Here is a 15,264-nt window from a genome sequence, read left to right as displayed (position 1 = left end):
ACATCCTCTCAGGGTGGGGGACCCGCACCGCCGAGCGCCCCCTCCGTCACGGCGCTTCGCGCCGCGCCACCTCCCCCGTTGCACGGGTGAGGAGGACGCCGCTCATCCTCCCTCGCATCGCGGGGGAGGTGGATCGGCGCTGATACGCGACGAGACGGAGGGGGCGCTCCAACGCCCCCAAGAGGGGGAGGGTTTAGGGTAGATCCCGCATCAGCTTGGCGATCGGATGATCGCCCAGCCCGTTCGCCGCGCCCAGGCGGTCCGCGTCGCTCTTGTTCTGCGAGAGCTTGAAGGTCCCCTCCAGGCGTTCGACGAACAAGCGCCCGCCCATGATGCCGCGCAGCAGGGCCTCGAACTTGCCGGCCTTCATCTTGTCCCGGGTCCACGGCTTCTTGGGCAGAAGCCGCGCCTCTTCCTGGGCCGACAGGTCGTCGAGCAAGGCGATCAGCTCGGCCTCGTTCAGCGGCGCGACCGAGCCCTCGGCCTCGAGCGACTGGTAGTTCCAGGTCGGGACCTGGTCGGGGCTCTCGTACCAGTCGGGGCTGACATAGGCGTCGAGGCCGGTGGCCAGGATCACCGCGCGGAAGCCCTGCGTCAGGTGCGGCGTCAGGACGTTCCCGCGCGACAGGTGGAAGTCGAGCGCGATCTCGCCGTCCAGCTCGCGGATCACCACCGGCGACTGGGAGACCATCGGCCGGCCGCCGACGCTGGCGGCGATGGTGACGAACGGATGGGCGCGCAGGAAGTCCAGCAGGACCGCGCGATCCTCGACGTGGAAAGCCGGCACCGGATGCATCAGTCGGCCGCCGCGCGCAGCAGGCCGACCAGGCGCGCCCGGGTCTCCCCATCGGCGATGCCGTCGAAGCGGCTCTGCAGCCAGTGGCGCTGGAAGGCGGCGACCACGGTCGTGGTCCATTCGTCGTACTTGCCGGTCGGGGCGCAGTCGAAGCCGAGGCGCGTCAGACCCGCCTGCAGCGCGAAGACGCCGGTCCCCTCCTCGCCCTGGCCCAGCGGCGCGCCGGGCGACGGCGGCGGCTCGATCCACAGGCCGTGGCCGCTCTCGGCCAGGCGCTTCCACGGGAAGAGCTCGCCCGGATCGACCTTGCGGGCGGGCGCGACGTCGGAGTGCCCGAGGATGCGGCTGTCGGGGATCATCCAGCGCGAGCGCACGTCGGCCAGCAGGTTGATCACCGATGCGATCTGGGCCTCGGGGAACGGACGATAGCCGAACTCGTGGCCGGGATTGACGATCTCGACGCCGATCGACGCCGAGTTGATGTCCTTGACGCCCTTCCAGAAGGCCGCGCCGGCGTGCCAGGCGCGCCGTTCCTCGGGGACAAGGCGAAAAATCCGGCCGTCTTCCTCGACGCAGTAGTGCGCCGAGACCTTGGCCTCGGGATCGCGCAGCCGCTCGATCGCGCCCTCGCCGGTCTCCATGCCCGTATAGTGCAGGACGATCATGTCCGGCACCGCCTTGCGGGCGTCGAAGTTGGGCGACGGGGCCTCGATAAGGGACAGGCTCATTGGACGCGGTTCCGGATCGACATCAACAGCGGCATGACCTGATTCCGCCGAAGCGCGATGATCAGAACGCCGAGCAACGCCAGGGCCGCGCCGATCCCCATCCGCAGATCGAAGTGGTCATGGGTGACCACCACGCCCATGCCGATCGTGAAGAGCGGCGTCATAAGGGTCAGCGGCGCGATCAGGTTGGCCTCGTAGCGCTGGATCAGCCCGTAATAGGCCGTATGGGCCAGGACCGAAACCACCAGGGCCGAAAACACCACCGCGCCCAGGAACGGCCAGCCGGCGTGGAGGCCCGCGGCGACCTGCCCCGGCTCCAACAGCGCGCTCATCAGCCCAAGCGGCCACAAGGACGAAAAGCCGACCCAAGCCTGGAACTGCAGCGGTTTGACGCCCTCGATCTGCTTCATCATCACCGCGCCCAGCGAGCCGGTGAACGCGGCCGCGACGATCAGCCAGAGACCCGGCGAGAGCTCGAAGCCATGCGGGCTCCACATCACCACCACCGCGCCCAGCAGGGTGAGCGCGATGCCCAGTCCCCGCCGCCAGCGGATGCGCTCGCCCAGCATCAGCACCGACAGCACCGTCGTGAACGGCACGCCCAGCTGGATCACCACCGCCGCCGCCGAGGGCGATGCGGTCGTCAGCCCCATGAACAGCAGCGCGAAATTGCCGCCGCCCATCAGCAGGCCCACCAGCACCATTCGCCAGGTGGGCCTCGGCGCGGGAAGCAGCCAAGGCAGGGTGATCGCCGCGACCAGCGCGAAGCGCACGGCCGCGTAATAAAGCGGCGGCACGCCCCAGTGCGCCACGACCAGCTTCGAGACGATGTTGCTGCCGGCCCAAGCCAGGCAGATCAGGACCAGAACACCGAAGTCGCGAAGAGACATAGGACTACCGCTTAAGCCTTCGCCGCCTCCGTCCGCAATCAAAACCCGCGCGACGCTCATGTTGGGGCGCTATCGCGGTTGACGTTCGGTCAAAACGGTCGTTTTGTTCCTGAACAATGTTCACCTATCGCCACGGCGGATCAACCGTCGGGCGTCGAAGCGGGGCGGAAATCTGATGGAACACGTGGATGTGCTGATCGTCGGCGCCGGCCTCTCGGGGATCGGCGCGGCCTACCACCTGCGCAAGCACTGCCCGGGCAAGACCTTCGCGATCCTGGAAGGGCGCGAGGCGATCGGCGGCACCTGGGACCTGTTCCGCTATCCCGGCATCCGCTCCGACAGCGACATGTACACGCTTGGCTACAGCTTCAAGCCGTGGAAGGCGGCCAAGGCGATCGCCGACGGCCCCTCGATCCTGAACTATGTCCGCGAGACCGCGCGCGAGAACGACGTCGACCGCCACATCCGCTTCCAGCACAAGGTCAAGCGGGCCAGCTGGTCCACCGAGACCGCCACCTGGACCGTCGAGGCCGAGCACGACGGCCAGATCGTCACGTTCAGCTGCGGCTTCCTCTACATGTGCTCGGGCTACTACCGCTACTCGGCGGGCTATACGCCGGACTTCGCGGGGACCGAGCGCTTCAAGGGCCGCATCGTCCACCCGCAGCATTGGCCCGAGGATCTCGACTACGCCGACAAGCAGGTCGTGGTGATCGGCAGCGGCGCCACCGCCGTGACCCTGGTGCCGGAGATGGCCAAGACCGCCGCGCACGTCGTGATGCTGCAGCGCTCGCCGACCTACGTGGTCTCGCGCCCGGCCGAGGACGGCCTGGCCAACTGGCTGCGGACCAAGCTGCCCGCCATGACCGCCTACGGCCTCACGCGCTGGAAGAACGTCCTGATGCAGCTCTTGTTCTTCAACCTGGCCCGCAAGCGGCCGGAGAAGATGAAGGAACGGCTGCTGGACCTGGTCCGCGACCACCTGGGCCCCGACTACGACATCGCCACCCACTTCACGCCCAAGTACAATCCCTGGGACCAGCGCCTGTGCCTGGTGCCGGACGCCGACCTCTTCGACTCGATCAAGGCTGGCCAGAGCTCGGTCGTCACCGACCAGATCGAGACCTTCACCGAGGACGGGATCCTTCTGAAGTCCGGCAAGACCCTGAAGGCCGACGTCGTCGTCACCGCCACGGGCCTGCAGCTGCAACTGCTGGGGGGCATGGAGGTCGTGGTCGACGGCAAGGTCGCCGAGCTTTCCAAGGCGTTCAGCTACAAGGGCATGATGTTCAGCGACGCGCCCAACCTCGCGTCCGCGTTCGGCTACACCAACGCCAGCTGGACGCTGAAGGCGGACCTGACCAGCGAGTATGTCTGCCGCCTGCTCAAGCATCTGGACCGCACGCATGCGGACTACTGCGTGCCGCGGGTCGACGACCCGAACATGGCCATCGCCCCCTGGCTGGACTTCTCGTCCGGCTATGTGACGCGCTCCATCGGCATGTTCCCCAAGCAGGGCCCCAAGGCGCCGTGGAAGGCGCATCAGAACTACGCCCTCGACCTGATGACCCTGCGCTTTGGCAAGGTCGACGACGGGATCATGGAATTCGGCCGCAAGACGGGCGCCGGCGCCGCAACCCTGAAGGCCGCAGCCTAGTTTCCCTATCGGATCTGACAGGTTGCGGCGATGATCGCCCACGCCGACGTTCTTCCTTGAAGGAGATCGCGCATGGCCGAACCATCCTCGTACCTGGGCTGGAAGATCGACTACGCCAACCCGCCGGGCGCGCCCGCCTATCTGGAGCCAAGCTCGGTCCATTGGCGCGTCTACAAGAACCCCATCGCCCTGGCGGTCGGCGGCGTCGCGGCCGTGCTGCTGGAATTCGCCGACGCCCGGATCCGCTCGGGCGTCTGGGACCACTCGACCTACAAGGCCGATCCGATCGGACGCTCCAAGCGCACCGGGATCGCCGCCATGGTCGGGGTCTACGGCCCGCAGGCCGCGGCGCGACGGGTCATCCAGGGCGTGACCAACATGCACGCGCGGGTGTCCGGCGACACGCCGAAGGGCGAGGCCTATCGCGCGCTGGATCCCGAACTGCTGGACTGGGTCAGCGCCACGGCCGCCTATGGCTTCCTGAACGCCTATGACCGCTTCGTCACGCCGCTGAGCGAGGCCGAGAAGACGCAGTTCTACCGCGAGGCTCACCCGATCGCCCGGCTCTACGGCGTGCGCTATTCGCCGAGCTCCCAGGCGGACTTCATGGCGATGATGGAAAAGCTCGCGCCGCGTTTCGAGCCCCACCCGATCGTCGAAGAGTTCTTGGGGATCATCCAGTCGGGCAAGGCCGCGCCGGCGGCCCCGAAGATCCTGCATCGCGCCCTGGCGCGAGCCTCGGTCTCGCTGCTGCCGCCGATGGTGCGGCGCAAGCTGTCGCTCGGGCGCGACTATGACCTGACGCTGGCTGATGGCCTGGCGCTGAAGGCCGCCGGCAAGCTGGCCGACCGGATCGCGATCAAGACCTCGCCGCCCTGCCAGGCCAGCGTCCGGCTGGGCCTGCCGTATGACTTCCTGTACCGCGGCGAGGCCGAACGGAAGCGACTGCTGGCGGCCTCGCAACACGCGCTCGTTCCCGCCCTGGAATGAGGGCGTTCGCTACCGGCGAGCGAAGGAAGCGGAAGCGCCAATGGTCCGTGATGGGTGGTTGTCGGACCTCAGTCCCTGTGGGATCGGCCGTCGGCACCGCGTTCAGGCGGTGACGCCACGGAGCCGTTGATTACCTCAGGTGGCAGGAATAGGCTTCTCGTCACGCTTGAGGAAAGAGCTCCGCATGAAATTGCTCGTCGTCTTGATGGCTGTGCTCTCGTTCGCCGCTCCAGCCTTCGCGCAGGAATGGCCGAAGCAGAACTGGGGGCTCCTCCAGGTGAAGCCCCTCCCGCAGCAGGCGCCGGCCAGCAGCAAGCGCGACGGCGGAGCCTATCCGCCGGAAGCCTGGATGACGGGCGGCGACGCCGTCCGCCTCGGCGGCCCAGCCCCCGGCGTCCGCCAGACCGTCGCAGTGAACCTCAACTCGATCAATCGGGTCGGCGACAAGGTCGAGCTTCAGTACTTCGTCTGGCCGGATGACAAGTCGGACTACACCGAGATCACGTCCCGGATCAATTGCTCGAAGACCGGCGAGCAGATCGTGCTCACGAGACAGTATGACCGGAACTTCGCCTATGTCCGCACTAGCAACGAGGCCGTGAGGCGTACCGATGCGCGAGCTCGAGCGATCGCCACCTATGCCTGCGGCTCGCGGCGAGGCCATGGCGTCGACGGCAAGTCGCTGCCGGAAGTGGTCCAGGGCGGCTAGGCGGGGTGATCGCCCTACGGCCGAGCATCATGCTTGGCGCCTCTGCCGTGGGCGGTCTTAGACTCATGCGCCTGATAGCGGACGTTTGAACGGTCCGCTCTGGGTCGAAAGCGGACGTTGAGATCGACACCCCAACCGTCCGCCCGCCGCCGCGCGATGAACGGCCCTACCCGCCCTTGCGCTTCACGAACCGCAGCGCCGTATGGGTCCGCGAGAACGCGCACACCTTGGTGTCCGTGAAGCCCAGCCCACGCACGGCCTCCAGGATTTCGACGTCCTTCAGCGGCGCGCCCTTGCCCTTCTGGGCGACCACCCAGATCGCGCCCTTGTCGGCCAGCGCGCCCTTCCAGTCGTCCATACGGTCGAGGTCGGCCAGGTCCTCGGCGGCCAGGAACAGGATGTCGATCCCCTCCTCGGCCTCGACCGGCTCGACGCGCGCGCCCAGCTCCTCGAGGAACGCCTCGTCCTCGACGCCGTCGATCACCACCGTCATGCCCGGCTTCACGCCCAGCTTGTCGAGGCGCGACGGGGGATTGAGGATGGCGTGGACCCACTTTTCGGCCTGGCCGGGCTCCAGCGTGAAGCGCGTGCCGTCGCTGAGCACCAGATCGTCGCCCTCGGTCCGGACGTTCTTCAGGGCGTGGCCCTGGTAGATGCCGCGATAGGCGCCGCGGAAGATCAGCTTCGGCGGCTCCCACAACAACTTGCCCTCGCTCTCGCCTTCGGAGAGCTGGCCCCAGACGCCGCTAGCTTCCTTGCCCATGCTCAAGCGCCCTTGAACTGAGGCGCGCGCTTTTCGAGGATCGCCTCGACGCCTTCCATGTGGTCCTGCGTGTGGTGAGCGATGGCCTGGGCGGCGGCGCTCATCTCCATCAGGGTGTCGTAGCTGGCGGTCTGGCCGTGCTTGAGCAGACTCTTGGCCATGCGCAGGGCGTGCGGCGGCTGCTGGGCGATCCGCTCGGCCAGGGCCATGGCCTCGTCCATCAGGGTCGCGGCCGGCACGGCCTTGCTGACCAGCCCCCACTCGGCCGCCTTGGCCGCGTCGATCACATCGCCGGTGAACAAGAGCTCGGCCGCGCGGCTCATCCCGATCGTGCGCGGCATCAGCCAGGCGCCGCCGTCACCGGGGATCAAACCCAGCTTCAGGAAGGTGACGCCGAACTTGGCTGTGTCGGCGGCGATGCGGATGTCGGTCATGCAGGCCACGTCGCAGCCCAAGCCGATCGCCGCGCCATTGACCGCCGCGATCGAGGGGACCTCCAGGCCGTAGATGGCCCGCACGATGCGATGGATGTTCTTGCGATAGCCGTCGCGCACGGCCACGCCGTTGCCGGCGAAGGCGCCCTCGCGGGCCTTCATCGCCTTGACGTCGCCGCCGGCCGAGAAGGCCTTGCCCGCGCCCGTCAGGATCACGCAGCGGATCTCCTGGTCGTCGTTGATCGCCTCGCAGGCCGCCGCCACCTGGTCGCCGTCGCCCGGCGCGCCCAGGGCGTTCATCGCGTCGGGACGGTTCAGGGTGAGAATGGCGACGTGGCCGCGCTTCTCGGTCAGGATCAAGGGCTGGGACATCGACGAAGGCGCTCCTGCGGATCTTATCTGTTTGGCGTTCCATAGCGCGGTTTGTCCGCGCGCGCAGCCTCGGGCTGGAAGTCACTCAACTCCTGCGTTATTCGCGATCACGAAAACGCGACTGGCGCGCGAGGGCGGGTCGTCATTGATATGTCGTGGGACTCGATAGAAAGCAGCGGCAATGACCGTGCACGCAAAGGCCCGACATGTATTGATCATCGAGGATGAAATCCTCGTGGCCTTCGAGGTTGAGGCTCTTCTTGCCGAGCAAGGCTTCACCAGTTTCGACATCGCCGATAGTCCGGCCGACGCCTTGGCCATGGCGGTCGCTCATCCTCCGGACTTGATCACCGCGGACTATCGTATTGTCGGCGGGACCGGCGTCGAGGCGGTCGAGGCGATCCAAAGCCAGCTCGGCCATATCCCGGTCGTCTATGTCACCGGTAACGCCGACCAGTTGCGCGGTCGCTTCAAGCCGATTGTCGACAAGCCCATTTCCCCGCGCCATCTGGCCGAAGCCTGCGCCCGCGCCTTCACGCGCTGATTTGCCGCTCGCCCGCACCGCCCGTAAGGTCTGACCGGGGAGGACGCGCGATGGACATCACCACGATCGAGGCCTTGGAGGCGCTGTATCAGCCCGAGCCTCTGCCGGCCTCGACCGTCAAGGTCAGCGACCATGTCACCCCGCACTACGCGGCCCTGATCCAGGCCTCGCCGTTCGTCGCCCTGGCCACCGTGGGTCCGGAAGGCCTGGACTGCAGCCCGCGCGGCGACCTGCCCGGCTTCGTCCGCATCGCCGATCCCAAGACCCTGATGCTGCCCGACCGACGCGGCAACAACCGCCTCGACACCCTGCGCAACATCGTCCGCGACCCGCGCGTGGCGCTGCTGTTCCTGATCCCCGGCTCGGGCACGACCTTCCGCGTCAATGGCCGCGCCAGGCTGAGCGCCGATCCCGACCTGCTCGAAAGCTTCGCCGTCGATGGCAAGCCGCCGCGCACCGTCACGATCATCACCGTCGAGGAGGCCTATTTCCAATGCGCCCGGGCCATCGTGCGCTCGGGCCTCTGGAAGGCCGAGAGCCAGATCGACCCGAAGACCCTGCCCTCCCCCGGCGCCATGCTGGCGGCCTTCACCGCCGGCGAGGTCGGCGGCGAGGCCTATGACGCGGGCTGGGCCGAGCGGGCGGCCAAGACGCTGTGGTAGGCCGATCCGTCATTGGTTGATCGAGGTCGGCTATGGGTGGTTAGGGGTCATCGAACCATCATCCACGAACTACACGGCGATTGCTTATCGAGAGAGATGCAAGGCGCGGTTGACATTGAATTACATCTGTAATCCAGTGTGCGTGTTGGCAGCCTAAAGGTCAGAAATGAGCATCCGAAACGGCCTAGTTACTCTCGTCGCCCTTGCGCTTGCTTTCCCCGCCCTCGCAGGTGCGCCCACTCTCAAGGTTGTTTCCGAGGGCCCTGCGCCGCAGAGGCGCGCGGTGCAATTGATTGTGCACTCCGAGCGGGCGGGCCGCGACTTCCAGGTCCAGATTACCGCGCCCGGCACGCCGCCGATCCTGCCGGGCCAGACCGCCCCAGCTATTTATGTGTTGGACGGCGGGTACGACATCGCCGGACCTACGGGGTGGTTGTTGGGTGGCGCCGGCACAATGGCTCCGGCCTATGTGATTGCCATTGGCTATCCGCCCGGCAGTCCGTCCACTCGCGAGCGTGATCTTCTGTTCGCGCCCGGAACCCGCCCGGACGGCACGATCGCCAAGGGCGGCGGCGGAGCAATGTTCAGGGCCTTCCTTCTTGAGGAGCTCAAGCCTCTCATGGAGACGCGCTATCCGCTCGACCCCAAATCCGCAGTGCTGTTTGGTCATTCGCTATCGGGGATCTTCACAGCGAACATGCTGGCCGACAATCCCGAAGCGTTTTCCGGCTATCTGATCGCCAGCCCCTCCCTTTGGGCCGACCCGACCGTGGTCGATCGCTTAAAGACCGTCGCCGCCCGAGCGCCGGGCCGCAAGGTGTTCGTCACCTGGGGCGCCAAGGAAGAGGCCTACATGGTCGACGGCGGGGAGAAGATCTCAGCCGCGCTATCGAGCGCGCCAGAGCGCCTGATACTGAAGACCAAGCCCTTCGAAGACGAGACCCATATCTCGTACTATCCGCTTGCGATGCCGGCGGCCGTTCCATTCCTGCTCCCGCGCGCACAGCCCATTAGACATCCTTCGCCGATCAACCTGACGCGCGAGCAGACCCAACGCTACTTCGGAATCTATGTTCTATCGGATGGTCGCAAGGTTACCGTCGGTGAAGACGAGGACGGTATCTTGCTGGAAGTCGATGGCGCTCCGCCCGCCAACATCCTCGCTGAGGCCCTGGACCGCTTCTACATCCATGGTGTCGATGCGCGGATCACCTTTGACGCGGGACCAGAGCCAGCTAAAGCGATGATCTTTTACGTTAACGGAACCGAGGCGCGCGCGGTACGCAAGTAGAGCGTAGCCGTATTAGAGAAGGCTCGCGCGCAGCCATCGGCACAGGCGCCAATCCAGACCCTTAGATTGCCACCGCGAGCAATTATCGGTCCCGGTGAACTCCCGCCCTGAGTTCGGAGACTACACCGATACTAGAAAACACGGCGGCGGTCGCCAGATAGCGGACCTTCCCATCGTCTATTCGGGGTCGAAAGCTGACCTTCCGCCCACCAAACAAAAGCGGCCCCGGGGTCTCCCCCGAGGCCGCTCGAAAACACATAGTCGCCGAAGCGGGCGCTTAGTCGTCGCGGTGGACGCGTTCGCGGCGCTCGTGACGCTCCTGGGCTTCCACGCTCATGGTCGCCGTCGGACGGGCTTCCAGGCGGGCGAGGCCGATCGGCTCGCCGGTCTCCTCGCAGTAGCCATAGGAGCCGTCTTCGACTCGGCGCAAGGCCTGGTCGATCTTGGAGATCAGCTTTCGTTGGCGGTCGCGGGTGCGGAGCTCAAGGGCTCGGTCAGTTTCCGAGGACGCGCGATCGGCGAGATCGGCGTGGTTCTCGGTTTCCTTCTGGAGATGGGTCACCGTCTCGCGAGATTCGCGGAGGATCTCTTCCTTCCAGGCCAGCAACTTGTTCTTGAAATACTCAAGCTGCCGGTCATTCATGAACGGTTCGTCCTCGGAAGGACGGTAATCGGACTTCTCGACTAGAACAGTGGCCGTCTGCATTAACGCCTCACGCCCCAATGAACTCAGCCCTTAAAGGCCGGGTGCTTATACCAAAAGGTGAGCCGCGTTCAATGAACCTCGCATGAAGGGCGAAAAACCCTTCCCGCGAACGCGCCGAACGACGGCATGGACAGATGTAAAACGCGCGGGAACGACAAGCGCTGCGGGACCGCCGATCATTTGCGCGCCCGGCCCCCGCCATCTCAGCCGCCCCTGACCTGGAGCTTGGCCAGCTCGACGGCGGCGCGGGTCTCGATCTCGTTGAGCACGCCCTCGAGTCGCGGGTCGTCGGTCTTGTCCCGCTGCTCGCGGATCGCGCGCTGGAGGTTGTTCAGCGTCGCGTGCGAGATGTCGCCGTCGATCAGCGCGATCCGCACCTCGCCCAGGATATCGAGGATGTGGTCGGCGCGGCGCACCGCGCGCTTCTTGCGCTCAAGCGGATCGCCGACCGCGCCGGCGGCCTGCAGCGCCAGGAGCGCGTCGACCGAACCCACGCCCGCCAGCCCGCCCACCGAGGCGGTGCTGGCCGCGCCGCTGGCGGCGTTGACCGATGGCAGGGAGAAGCTCGAAGCGCCGCCAGAGGACTTGGCCCGCGACGGACCCGTCGCACCCACGCCCCCCGTGCTGGAAACCTTCATCCGACAAGCTCCAAAAGCTCAGACACGCGAGTCACTTGTCTCGTCGCACAATCATAGTCGGTTTGCGCGCTTGAAGTATGGTTAATGCCGGGCAGAATCTGCCGCGAGGCGCCGGCTGGACCTCGCCCGCGCCAAGAATCCCTTGAGTCACAACACCTTGAAACTGGCCCGGTTCTGGCATGGAGGGGCCCGGGGACGTCTCCCCGCAACGGGACTGCCATGCCGCGTTCATTCTTTCGCACCGTTCTTCGCCCGGTTCTGACCGCCCTGGTCGCCGCCTCCGCCCTCGTGGCGGCGCCGGCCTTCGCCAAGTCGCGCATCAAGGACATCGTCGCCTTCGAGGGCGTCCGCGAAAACCAGCTCGTCGGCTACGGCGTCGTCGTCGGCCTGAACGGCAGCGGCGACTCCCTGCGCAACGCGCCGATGACCAAGCAGAGCCTCGAGGCGATGCTGGAGCGCCAGGGCGTCAACGTCCGCGACGCGACCCTGAACACCAAGAACACCGCCACCGTCATGGTGACGGCCAGCCTGCCGCCCTTCTCGGCCGCCGGCTCGAAGCTGGACGTCACCGTCTCGGCCCTGGGCGACGCCAAGAGCCTGCTGGGCGGCACCCTGCTGGTCACCAGCCTGCAAGGCGCGGACGGCCAGACCTACGCGGTCGCCCAAGGCACGGTGCAGACCGGCTCGGTCTCGGCGGGCGGCGCCTCGGGCAGCTCGGTCACCAAGGGCGTGCCGACCGCGGGTCGCATCGCTTCGGGCGGCATCATCGAGCGCGAGACCGGCTTCCAGATGGTCAACATGGACATCCTGCGCATGACCCTGCGCAATCCGGACTTCACGACCGCTCGCCGGATCGCCGACGCCGTCAACAAGAAGTTCCCCAACTGCGCTCAGGCGCAGAACCCGACCATCGTCGCCGTCCGCGCCCCGCCCGGCATGGACATGATCAGCTTCGTGACCAACATCGAGAACCTTGAAGTCGAGCCCGACTTCCCAGCCAAGGTGGTGATCGACGAAGTCGCCGGCGTCATCGTCATGGGCGACGACGTCCGCATCAGCCAGGTGGCGATCGCCCAGGGCAACCTGACGATCACGGTCCAGGAAAGCCCCGCGGTCAGCCAACCCGCGCCGTTCAGCCAGGGCCAGACCGCCGTCGTGCCGCAGTCGGCCGTCAGCGTCGAGGAAGAAAAGGGCAAGAAGCTGATCACCCTGGGCGGTTCGCCCTCGCTGAAGAGCCTGGTCGGCGGCCTGAACGCCCTAGGCGTCACGCCGCGCGACATGATCTCGATCCTGCAGGCCGTGAAGGCCGCCGGGGCCCTGCAAGCCGATATCGAGGTCATGTGATGAGCGCCTTCTCCCTGTCGTCCGTCACGCCCGACGTCGCCACGCTTTCCGCCGCCGCCAAGTCGACGGCCGCCTCGTCCGCCGAGCTGGCCAAGCGCGGCAAGATCAAGGAGACGGCCCAGAACTTCGAGGCCTCGTTCCTGTCGGTGATGATGCAGCAGATGTTCGAGGGCGTGAAGACCTCCGAGCCGTTCGGCGGCGGCCAGGGCGAGGAGATGTTCAAGTCGGTCATGGCCGAAGCGATGGCCAAGCAGGTGACCCGGGCGGGCGGGATCGGCCTGGCCCCCACCGTCGAACGCGAAATGCTGAAGCTTCAAGGTCTCAAGGAGTAACCGCCATGGCCATCGCCGCCATCGACGCCGACGATCGCGTCAACCAGCTGATCCTGCTGACCGAGCGCCTCACCGACCTGATCGCCAAGGAAGCCCAGGCCTTCGAAAACCGCCGCCCGCATGAGGCCGCGCGATATGTCGAAGAAACCGCCAAGCTGGCCAATGTCTACCGTCACGAGTCGATGCGCGTGCGCGCCAACGTCGTCCTGATCGAGTCCGCCCGCCTGGAACTGCGCCAGCGCCTGAAGCGCGCCACCGAGGCCTTTGACGCCGTCCTCGCCCGTCAGGCGCGCGCGGTCGAGGCCGCCCGCACCGTCACCGAAGGCCTGGTTCGCGCCGTGGCCGAGGAGATCGCCAACCAGCGCGCCGCTCCGGCCACCACCTACGGCGCCGGCGGCATGGTCAACGACCGTCCGGCCATGGGCGCGGCGATCACCCTGAACCGTCGGGCCTAGGCCAGAAGCGAGAAGACGGCGGCGTCGCGCAGCACGCCGCCGGGATCGCCGAAATCGGCGACCGGATACCGAGCCACGACGGTCAGGCGCTCCGTCGGCAGGGACGCCCGCCAGGGATCGCCGATCAGCACCGCCACGCCCGCCGCCACGCAGCGCTCCAGGAACGGCAGGATGCTGCGGGCCAAGTCGACGTCGTAGAAGAGATCCCCGACCAGCATCAGGTCGATATCGGCCGGCGGCGCGCCTTGGGTCAGGTCCGCCAGCCGCGCTTCCACGACAACCTCATTGGCCTGGGCGTTGAGGCGGGTGGCGGCGACCGCGTAGAGGTCGACATCGACGGCCTGCGCCTGCGCCGCCCCGGCCTTCATCGCCGCGATCGCGACCAGCCCAGAGCCGGCGCCGAGATCCAGCACGCGCTTGCCGGCGACACTCCGCGGATGGTCCAGCACATGCCGCGCCAGCGCGAGGCCCCCGCCCCAGCATCGCGCCCAGTACGGCGAGCCGAAATCGGGATCGGCGTCGGCCAGGCGCATCAGCCCGCTGCGCGGACCGGCCCGGTGAAGGCGGACCTCCGGAACGCCCGGGACAGCCTCGACGGGCAGGTTCGCCTGGATGAAGGCCTCAAGGTCCATGCCGTCCTATAGGCGGCCTAGGACCGCTCGTCTTCGATCAAGCGCTTCTTGCGGCGATGCAGACTGGCCGCGACCGCGATCAGCACCAGCGGGACCAGGGCCGCCAACACCCACTCGCCGCCCGGCCACCCGTGCAGCCAGGGCTTCAGCAGGTAGCCCAAGAGCCCCAGCACGTAGTAGCCGACGGCGAAGATCGACAGCCCCTCGACTAGGCCCTGCAGCTTGGTCTGCAGCTGCAGGCTGGCGTCCATGCCGCGCAGGGTCTCCTGGTTCTGGCGGTCCTGGGCCAGGCCCAGCTTGGCGCGCAGCAGATCGCCGCAACGCGCCACCCGCTGGGACAGGTCGTCCAGCCGTCGGTCCGCCGCCTCCCGCGTGCGCATGGCCGGCAGGAGACGCCGGGCGATGAACTCGCTCATGGTCGAATGGCCCGGCAGCCGCCGCTCGCGCAGGGCCTCCAGCCGGTCGAGCGTCAGCTGGTGGTAGGACTCCGTCGCGCCCCGGCGGAAGCGGCTGGTCGCCGCGCGGGCCTCGACCTCGGCGGACAGCGCCAAGAGGTGGTCGAGTACGCCCTGGCTGTCTTGGCCGGCCGCCAGGTCGCCGGTGATCGCCGCCAGCCGCGCCTCGGCGCCGTCCAGCCAGGCCAGCGTCTCGCGGGCTGGCGCGAAGCCCAAAAGGGCCAGCTTCCGGTAGTTGCCGATCTCGAGCAGCGTCTGAACCAGACGCGAGACCTCGTCATTGGCCAGGCCCAGGTTATGGACGTGGATGCGGCCCGCTCCGCCCTCGCGCAGACGGAAGTCCGTCCAGATCCGCGCCGCGCCGTCGAACACCTCGCACGAGACGCAGCGGCGCAGGTCGATGTGGCGGCTGAGCGCGGCGTCGCTGGGCGGTGGCTCGCCGGCGGCCCCGACCGAGATCTCGACGCCCCGGAACACCTGCCCGGGCGCGCCATGCAGCCAGAAGAAGCGCTCGTCCGCCTCGGGCTGGAAGCCGAGCGCGTCGCCCAGCGCGCCATAGGCGAACCAGGTCCAGGTCGAGAACTCCTGATGCCGCTCCCAGAGCCAGCCGCCGTCCTCGCCGACCACCACGGCGCGCCCCAGCGCGGCGTCCTGCCCCGGCGCGAACAGGCCGACGAAGGCGGCCTCGGCGTCACGATCGGAAGGCTCCACCAGGAAGACCCACTGGCGCAACCGGACCGGCGCGCCGTCCAACGGCAACGCCCGCAGATGCATCAGCTCGCTCAATGTCACCCTCAGCGGGTGGTCCCGACGCTCATCCATCTCGTCCTCGCCCTGCGTTCGGATCATCGGGTCGCGCCCAATGT

Annotated in this window: 18 protein-coding genes and 1 pseudogene; 10 read left to right on the top strand and 9 right to left on the bottom strand. The window is 67.5% G+C overall.

The window, feature by feature from the left end:
- Positions 1-29: 29 nt before the first annotated feature.
- Positions 30-110: pseudogene (locus tag CSEG_RS23730) on the top strand (hypothetical protein); the annotation flags it as partial.
- Between the two features lie 83 nt (positions 111-193).
- Here CSEG_RS23730 and CSEG_RS05665 read toward each other — a convergent pair.
- From CSEG_RS05665 to CSEG_RS05655, 3 genes are read right to left on the bottom strand one after another with little or no spacing between them, the layout of a single operon-like run.
- Positions 194-796, bottom strand: a complete 603-nt coding sequence (locus tag CSEG_RS05665) for an FMN-binding negative transcriptional regulator (RefSeq protein ID WP_013078294.1) — start codon at positions 794-796, stop codon at positions 194-196.
- Positions 796-1,524, bottom strand: a complete 729-nt coding sequence (locus CSEG_RS05660; RefSeq protein WP_013078293.1) for an N-acetylmuramoyl-L-alanine amidase — start codon at positions 1,522-1,524, stop codon at positions 796-798. Before CSEG_RS05660 ends, CSEG_RS05665 begins: the two co-directional genes overlap by 1 nt.
- Positions 1,521-2,414: a DMT family transporter gene (locus CSEG_RS05655; protein ID WP_013078292.1), complete on the bottom strand. Its 894-nt coding sequence runs from the start codon at positions 2,412-2,414 to the stop codon at positions 1,521-1,523. The genes CSEG_RS05660 and CSEG_RS05655 overlap by 4 nt, the downstream gene beginning before the upstream one ends.
- A gap of 175 nt (positions 2,415-2,589) precedes the next feature.
- On the opposite strand from CSEG_RS05655, the gene CSEG_RS05650 reads away from it, so the two are divergent.
- The 3 genes from CSEG_RS05650 to CSEG_RS05640 all read left to right on the top strand — a co-directional run bounded on the left by CSEG_RS05650 (position 2,590) and on the right by CSEG_RS05640 (position 5,770).
- Entirely contained in the window at positions 2,590-4,071 is a 1,482-nt protein-coding gene (locus tag CSEG_RS05650; RefSeq protein WP_013078291.1) for a flavin-containing monooxygenase, read from the top strand.
- Between the two features lie 72 nt (positions 4,072-4,143).
- Positions 4,144-5,061 carry an oxygenase MpaB family protein gene (locus CSEG_RS05645; protein ID WP_013078290.1) on the top strand — a complete coding sequence of 306 codons (918 nt, stop codon included), beginning with the start codon at positions 4,144-4,146 and terminating at the stop codon, positions 5,059-5,061.
- Between the two features lie 184 nt (positions 5,062-5,245).
- Complete coding sequence (locus CSEG_RS05640) at positions 5,246-5,770, top strand: hypothetical protein (RefSeq protein WP_013078289.1); 525 nt, start codon at positions 5,246-5,248, stop codon at positions 5,768-5,770.
- A gap of 166 nt (positions 5,771-5,936) precedes the next feature.
- On the opposite strand, the gene CSEG_RS05635 is transcribed toward CSEG_RS05640, so the two are convergent.
- Together CSEG_RS05635 and CSEG_RS05630 are read right to left on the bottom strand one after the other, a co-directional pair.
- Positions 5,937-6,533, bottom strand: a complete 597-nt coding sequence (locus CSEG_RS05635) for a DUF3052 family protein (protein ID WP_013078288.1) — start codon at positions 6,531-6,533, stop codon at positions 5,937-5,939.
- Positions 6,534-6,535: 2 nt separating this feature from the next.
- On the bottom strand, positions 6,536-7,339 hold the full coding sequence (locus CSEG_RS05630; protein WP_013078287.1) for a crotonase/enoyl-CoA hydratase family protein: 804 nt from the start codon (positions 7,337-7,339) through the stop codon (positions 6,536-6,538).
- A gap of 181 nt (positions 7,340-7,520) precedes the next feature.
- On the opposite strand from CSEG_RS05630, the gene CSEG_RS05625 reads away from it, so the two are divergent.
- The 3 genes from CSEG_RS05625 (at position 7,521) to CSEG_RS05615 (ending at position 9,836) form a co-directional block, all read left to right on the top strand.
- A complete protein-coding gene (locus CSEG_RS05625) occupies positions 7,521-7,883 on the top strand; it encodes a response regulator (RefSeq protein ID WP_013078286.1) in 363 nt (120 codons plus the stop codon).
- Positions 7,884-7,933: 50 nt separating this feature from the next.
- The gene (locus CSEG_RS05620; RefSeq protein WP_013078285.1) at positions 7,934-8,545 is read left to right on the top strand and encodes a pyridoxamine 5'-phosphate oxidase family protein; all 612 of its coding nucleotides are present in this window, start codon (positions 7,934-7,936) and stop codon (positions 8,543-8,545) included.
- Between the two features lie 166 nt (positions 8,546-8,711).
- Positions 8,712-9,836 carry an alpha/beta hydrolase gene (locus tag CSEG_RS05615; RefSeq protein WP_083778355.1) on the top strand — a complete coding sequence of 375 codons (1,125 nt, stop codon included), beginning with the start codon at positions 8,712-8,714 and terminating at the stop codon, positions 9,834-9,836.
- Positions 9,837-10,113: 277 nt separating this feature from the next.
- On the opposite strand, the gene dksA is transcribed toward CSEG_RS05615, so the two are convergent.
- The gene (dksA, locus tag CSEG_RS05610) at positions 10,114-10,542 is read right to left on the bottom strand and encodes an RNA polymerase-binding protein DksA (protein ID WP_013078283.1); all 429 of its coding nucleotides are present in this window, start codon (positions 10,540-10,542) and stop codon (positions 10,114-10,116) included.
- Positions 10,543-10,745: 203 nt separating this feature from the next.
- Positions 10,746-11,180: a flagellar assembly regulator FliX gene (gene fliX, locus CSEG_RS05605; protein ID WP_013078282.1), complete on the bottom strand. Its 435-nt coding sequence runs from the start codon at positions 11,178-11,180 to the stop codon at positions 10,746-10,748.
- Positions 11,181-11,399: 219 nt separating this feature from the next.
- Here fliX and CSEG_RS05600 point away from each other — a divergent pair, with 219 nt between their 5' ends.
- The 3 genes from CSEG_RS05600 to CSEG_RS05590 are packed head-to-tail and all read left to right on the top strand — an operon-like array spanning position 11,400 to position 13,311.
- A complete protein-coding gene (locus tag CSEG_RS05600; protein WP_013078281.1) occupies positions 11,400-12,524 on the top strand; it encodes a flagellar basal body P-ring protein FlgI in 1,125 nt (374 codons plus the stop codon).
- On the top strand, positions 12,524-12,856 hold the full coding sequence (locus tag CSEG_RS05595; protein WP_013078280.1) for a rod-binding protein: 333 nt from the start codon (positions 12,524-12,526) through the stop codon (positions 12,854-12,856). The genes CSEG_RS05600 and CSEG_RS05595 overlap by 1 nt, the downstream gene beginning before the upstream one ends.
- Before the next feature lie 5 nt (positions 12,857-12,861).
- On the top strand, positions 12,862-13,311 hold the full coding sequence (locus CSEG_RS05590) for a hypothetical protein (protein ID WP_013078279.1): 450 nt from the start codon (positions 12,862-12,864) through the stop codon (positions 13,309-13,311).
- On the opposite strand, the gene CSEG_RS05585 is transcribed toward CSEG_RS05590, so the two are convergent.
- Together CSEG_RS05585 and CSEG_RS05580 are read right to left on the bottom strand one after the other, a co-directional pair.
- Complete coding sequence (locus tag CSEG_RS05585) at positions 13,308-13,943, bottom strand: class I SAM-dependent methyltransferase (RefSeq protein ID WP_013078278.1); 636 nt, start codon at positions 13,941-13,943, stop codon at positions 13,308-13,310. The genes CSEG_RS05590 and CSEG_RS05585 overlap by 4 nt on opposite strands.
- A gap of 17 nt (positions 13,944-13,960) precedes the next feature.
- Complete coding sequence (locus CSEG_RS05580) at positions 13,961-15,247, bottom strand: DUF3422 domain-containing protein (protein ID WP_083778354.1); 1,287 nt, start codon at positions 15,245-15,247, stop codon at positions 13,961-13,963.
- Between the last annotated feature and the right edge of the window lie 17 nt (positions 15,248-15,264).

Source organism: Caulobacter segnis ATCC 21756, assembly GCF_000092285.1.
Lineage (GTDB): Bacteria > Pseudomonadota > Alphaproteobacteria > Caulobacterales > Caulobacteraceae > Caulobacter > Caulobacter segnis.
Note: the sequence above shows the minus strand (reverse complement) of the source record. Positions and strands in the feature narration are given on the sequence as shown.

Coding starts and splice junctions, on each gene's coding strand:
- CSEG_RS05665 (WP_013078294.1), bottom strand. CDS start 796: ATGCATCCGGTGCCGGCTTTCCACGTCGAGGATCGCGCGGTCCTGCTG.
- CSEG_RS05660 (WP_013078293.1), bottom strand. CDS start 1,524: ATGAGCCTGTCCCTTATCGAGGCCCCGTCGCCCAACTTCGACGCCCGC.
- CSEG_RS05655 (WP_013078292.1), bottom strand. CDS start 2,414: ATGTCTCTTCGCGACTTCGGTGTTCTGGTCCTGATCTGCCTGGCTTGG.
- CSEG_RS05650 (WP_013078291.1), top strand. CDS start 2,590: ATGGAACACGTGGATGTGCTGATCGTCGGCGCCGGCCTCTCGGGGATC.
- CSEG_RS05645 (WP_013078290.1), top strand. CDS start 4,144: ATGGCCGAACCATCCTCGTACCTGGGCTGGAAGATCGACTACGCCAAC.
- CSEG_RS05640 (WP_013078289.1), top strand. CDS start 5,246: ATGAAATTGCTCGTCGTCTTGATGGCTGTGCTCTCGTTCGCCGCTCCA.
- CSEG_RS05635 (WP_013078288.1), bottom strand. CDS start 6,533: ATGGGCAAGGAAGCTAGCGGCGTCTGGGGCCAGCTCTCCGAAGGCGAG.
- CSEG_RS05630 (WP_013078287.1), bottom strand. CDS start 7,339: ATGTCCCAGCCCTTGATCCTGACCGAGAAGCGCGGCCACGTCGCCATT.
- CSEG_RS05625 (WP_013078286.1), top strand. CDS start 7,521: ATGACCGTGCACGCAAAGGCCCGACATGTATTGATCATCGAGGATGAA.
- CSEG_RS05620 (WP_013078285.1), top strand. CDS start 7,934: ATGGACATCACCACGATCGAGGCCTTGGAGGCGCTGTATCAGCCCGAG.
- CSEG_RS05615 (WP_083778355.1), top strand. CDS start 8,712: ATGAGCATCCGAAACGGCCTAGTTACTCTCGTCGCCCTTGCGCTTGCT.
- dksA (WP_013078283.1), bottom strand. CDS start 10,542: ATGCAGACGGCCACTGTTCTAGTCGAGAAGTCCGATTACCGTCCTTCC.
- fliX (WP_013078282.1), bottom strand. CDS start 11,180: ATGAAGGTTTCCAGCACGGGGGGCGTGGGTGCGACGGGTCCGTCGCGG.
- CSEG_RS05600 (WP_013078281.1), top strand. CDS start 11,400: ATGCCGCGTTCATTCTTTCGCACCGTTCTTCGCCCGGTTCTGACCGCC.
- CSEG_RS05595 (WP_013078280.1), top strand. CDS start 12,524: ATGAGCGCCTTCTCCCTGTCGTCCGTCACGCCCGACGTCGCCACGCTT.
- CSEG_RS05590 (WP_013078279.1), top strand. CDS start 12,862: ATGGCCATCGCCGCCATCGACGCCGACGATCGCGTCAACCAGCTGATC.
- CSEG_RS05585 (WP_013078278.1), bottom strand. CDS start 13,943: ATGGACCTTGAGGCCTTCATCCAGGCGAACCTGCCCGTCGAGGCTGTC.
- CSEG_RS05580 (WP_083778354.1), bottom strand. CDS start 15,247: ATGATCCGAACGCAGGGCGAGGACGAGATGGATGAGCGTCGGGACCAC.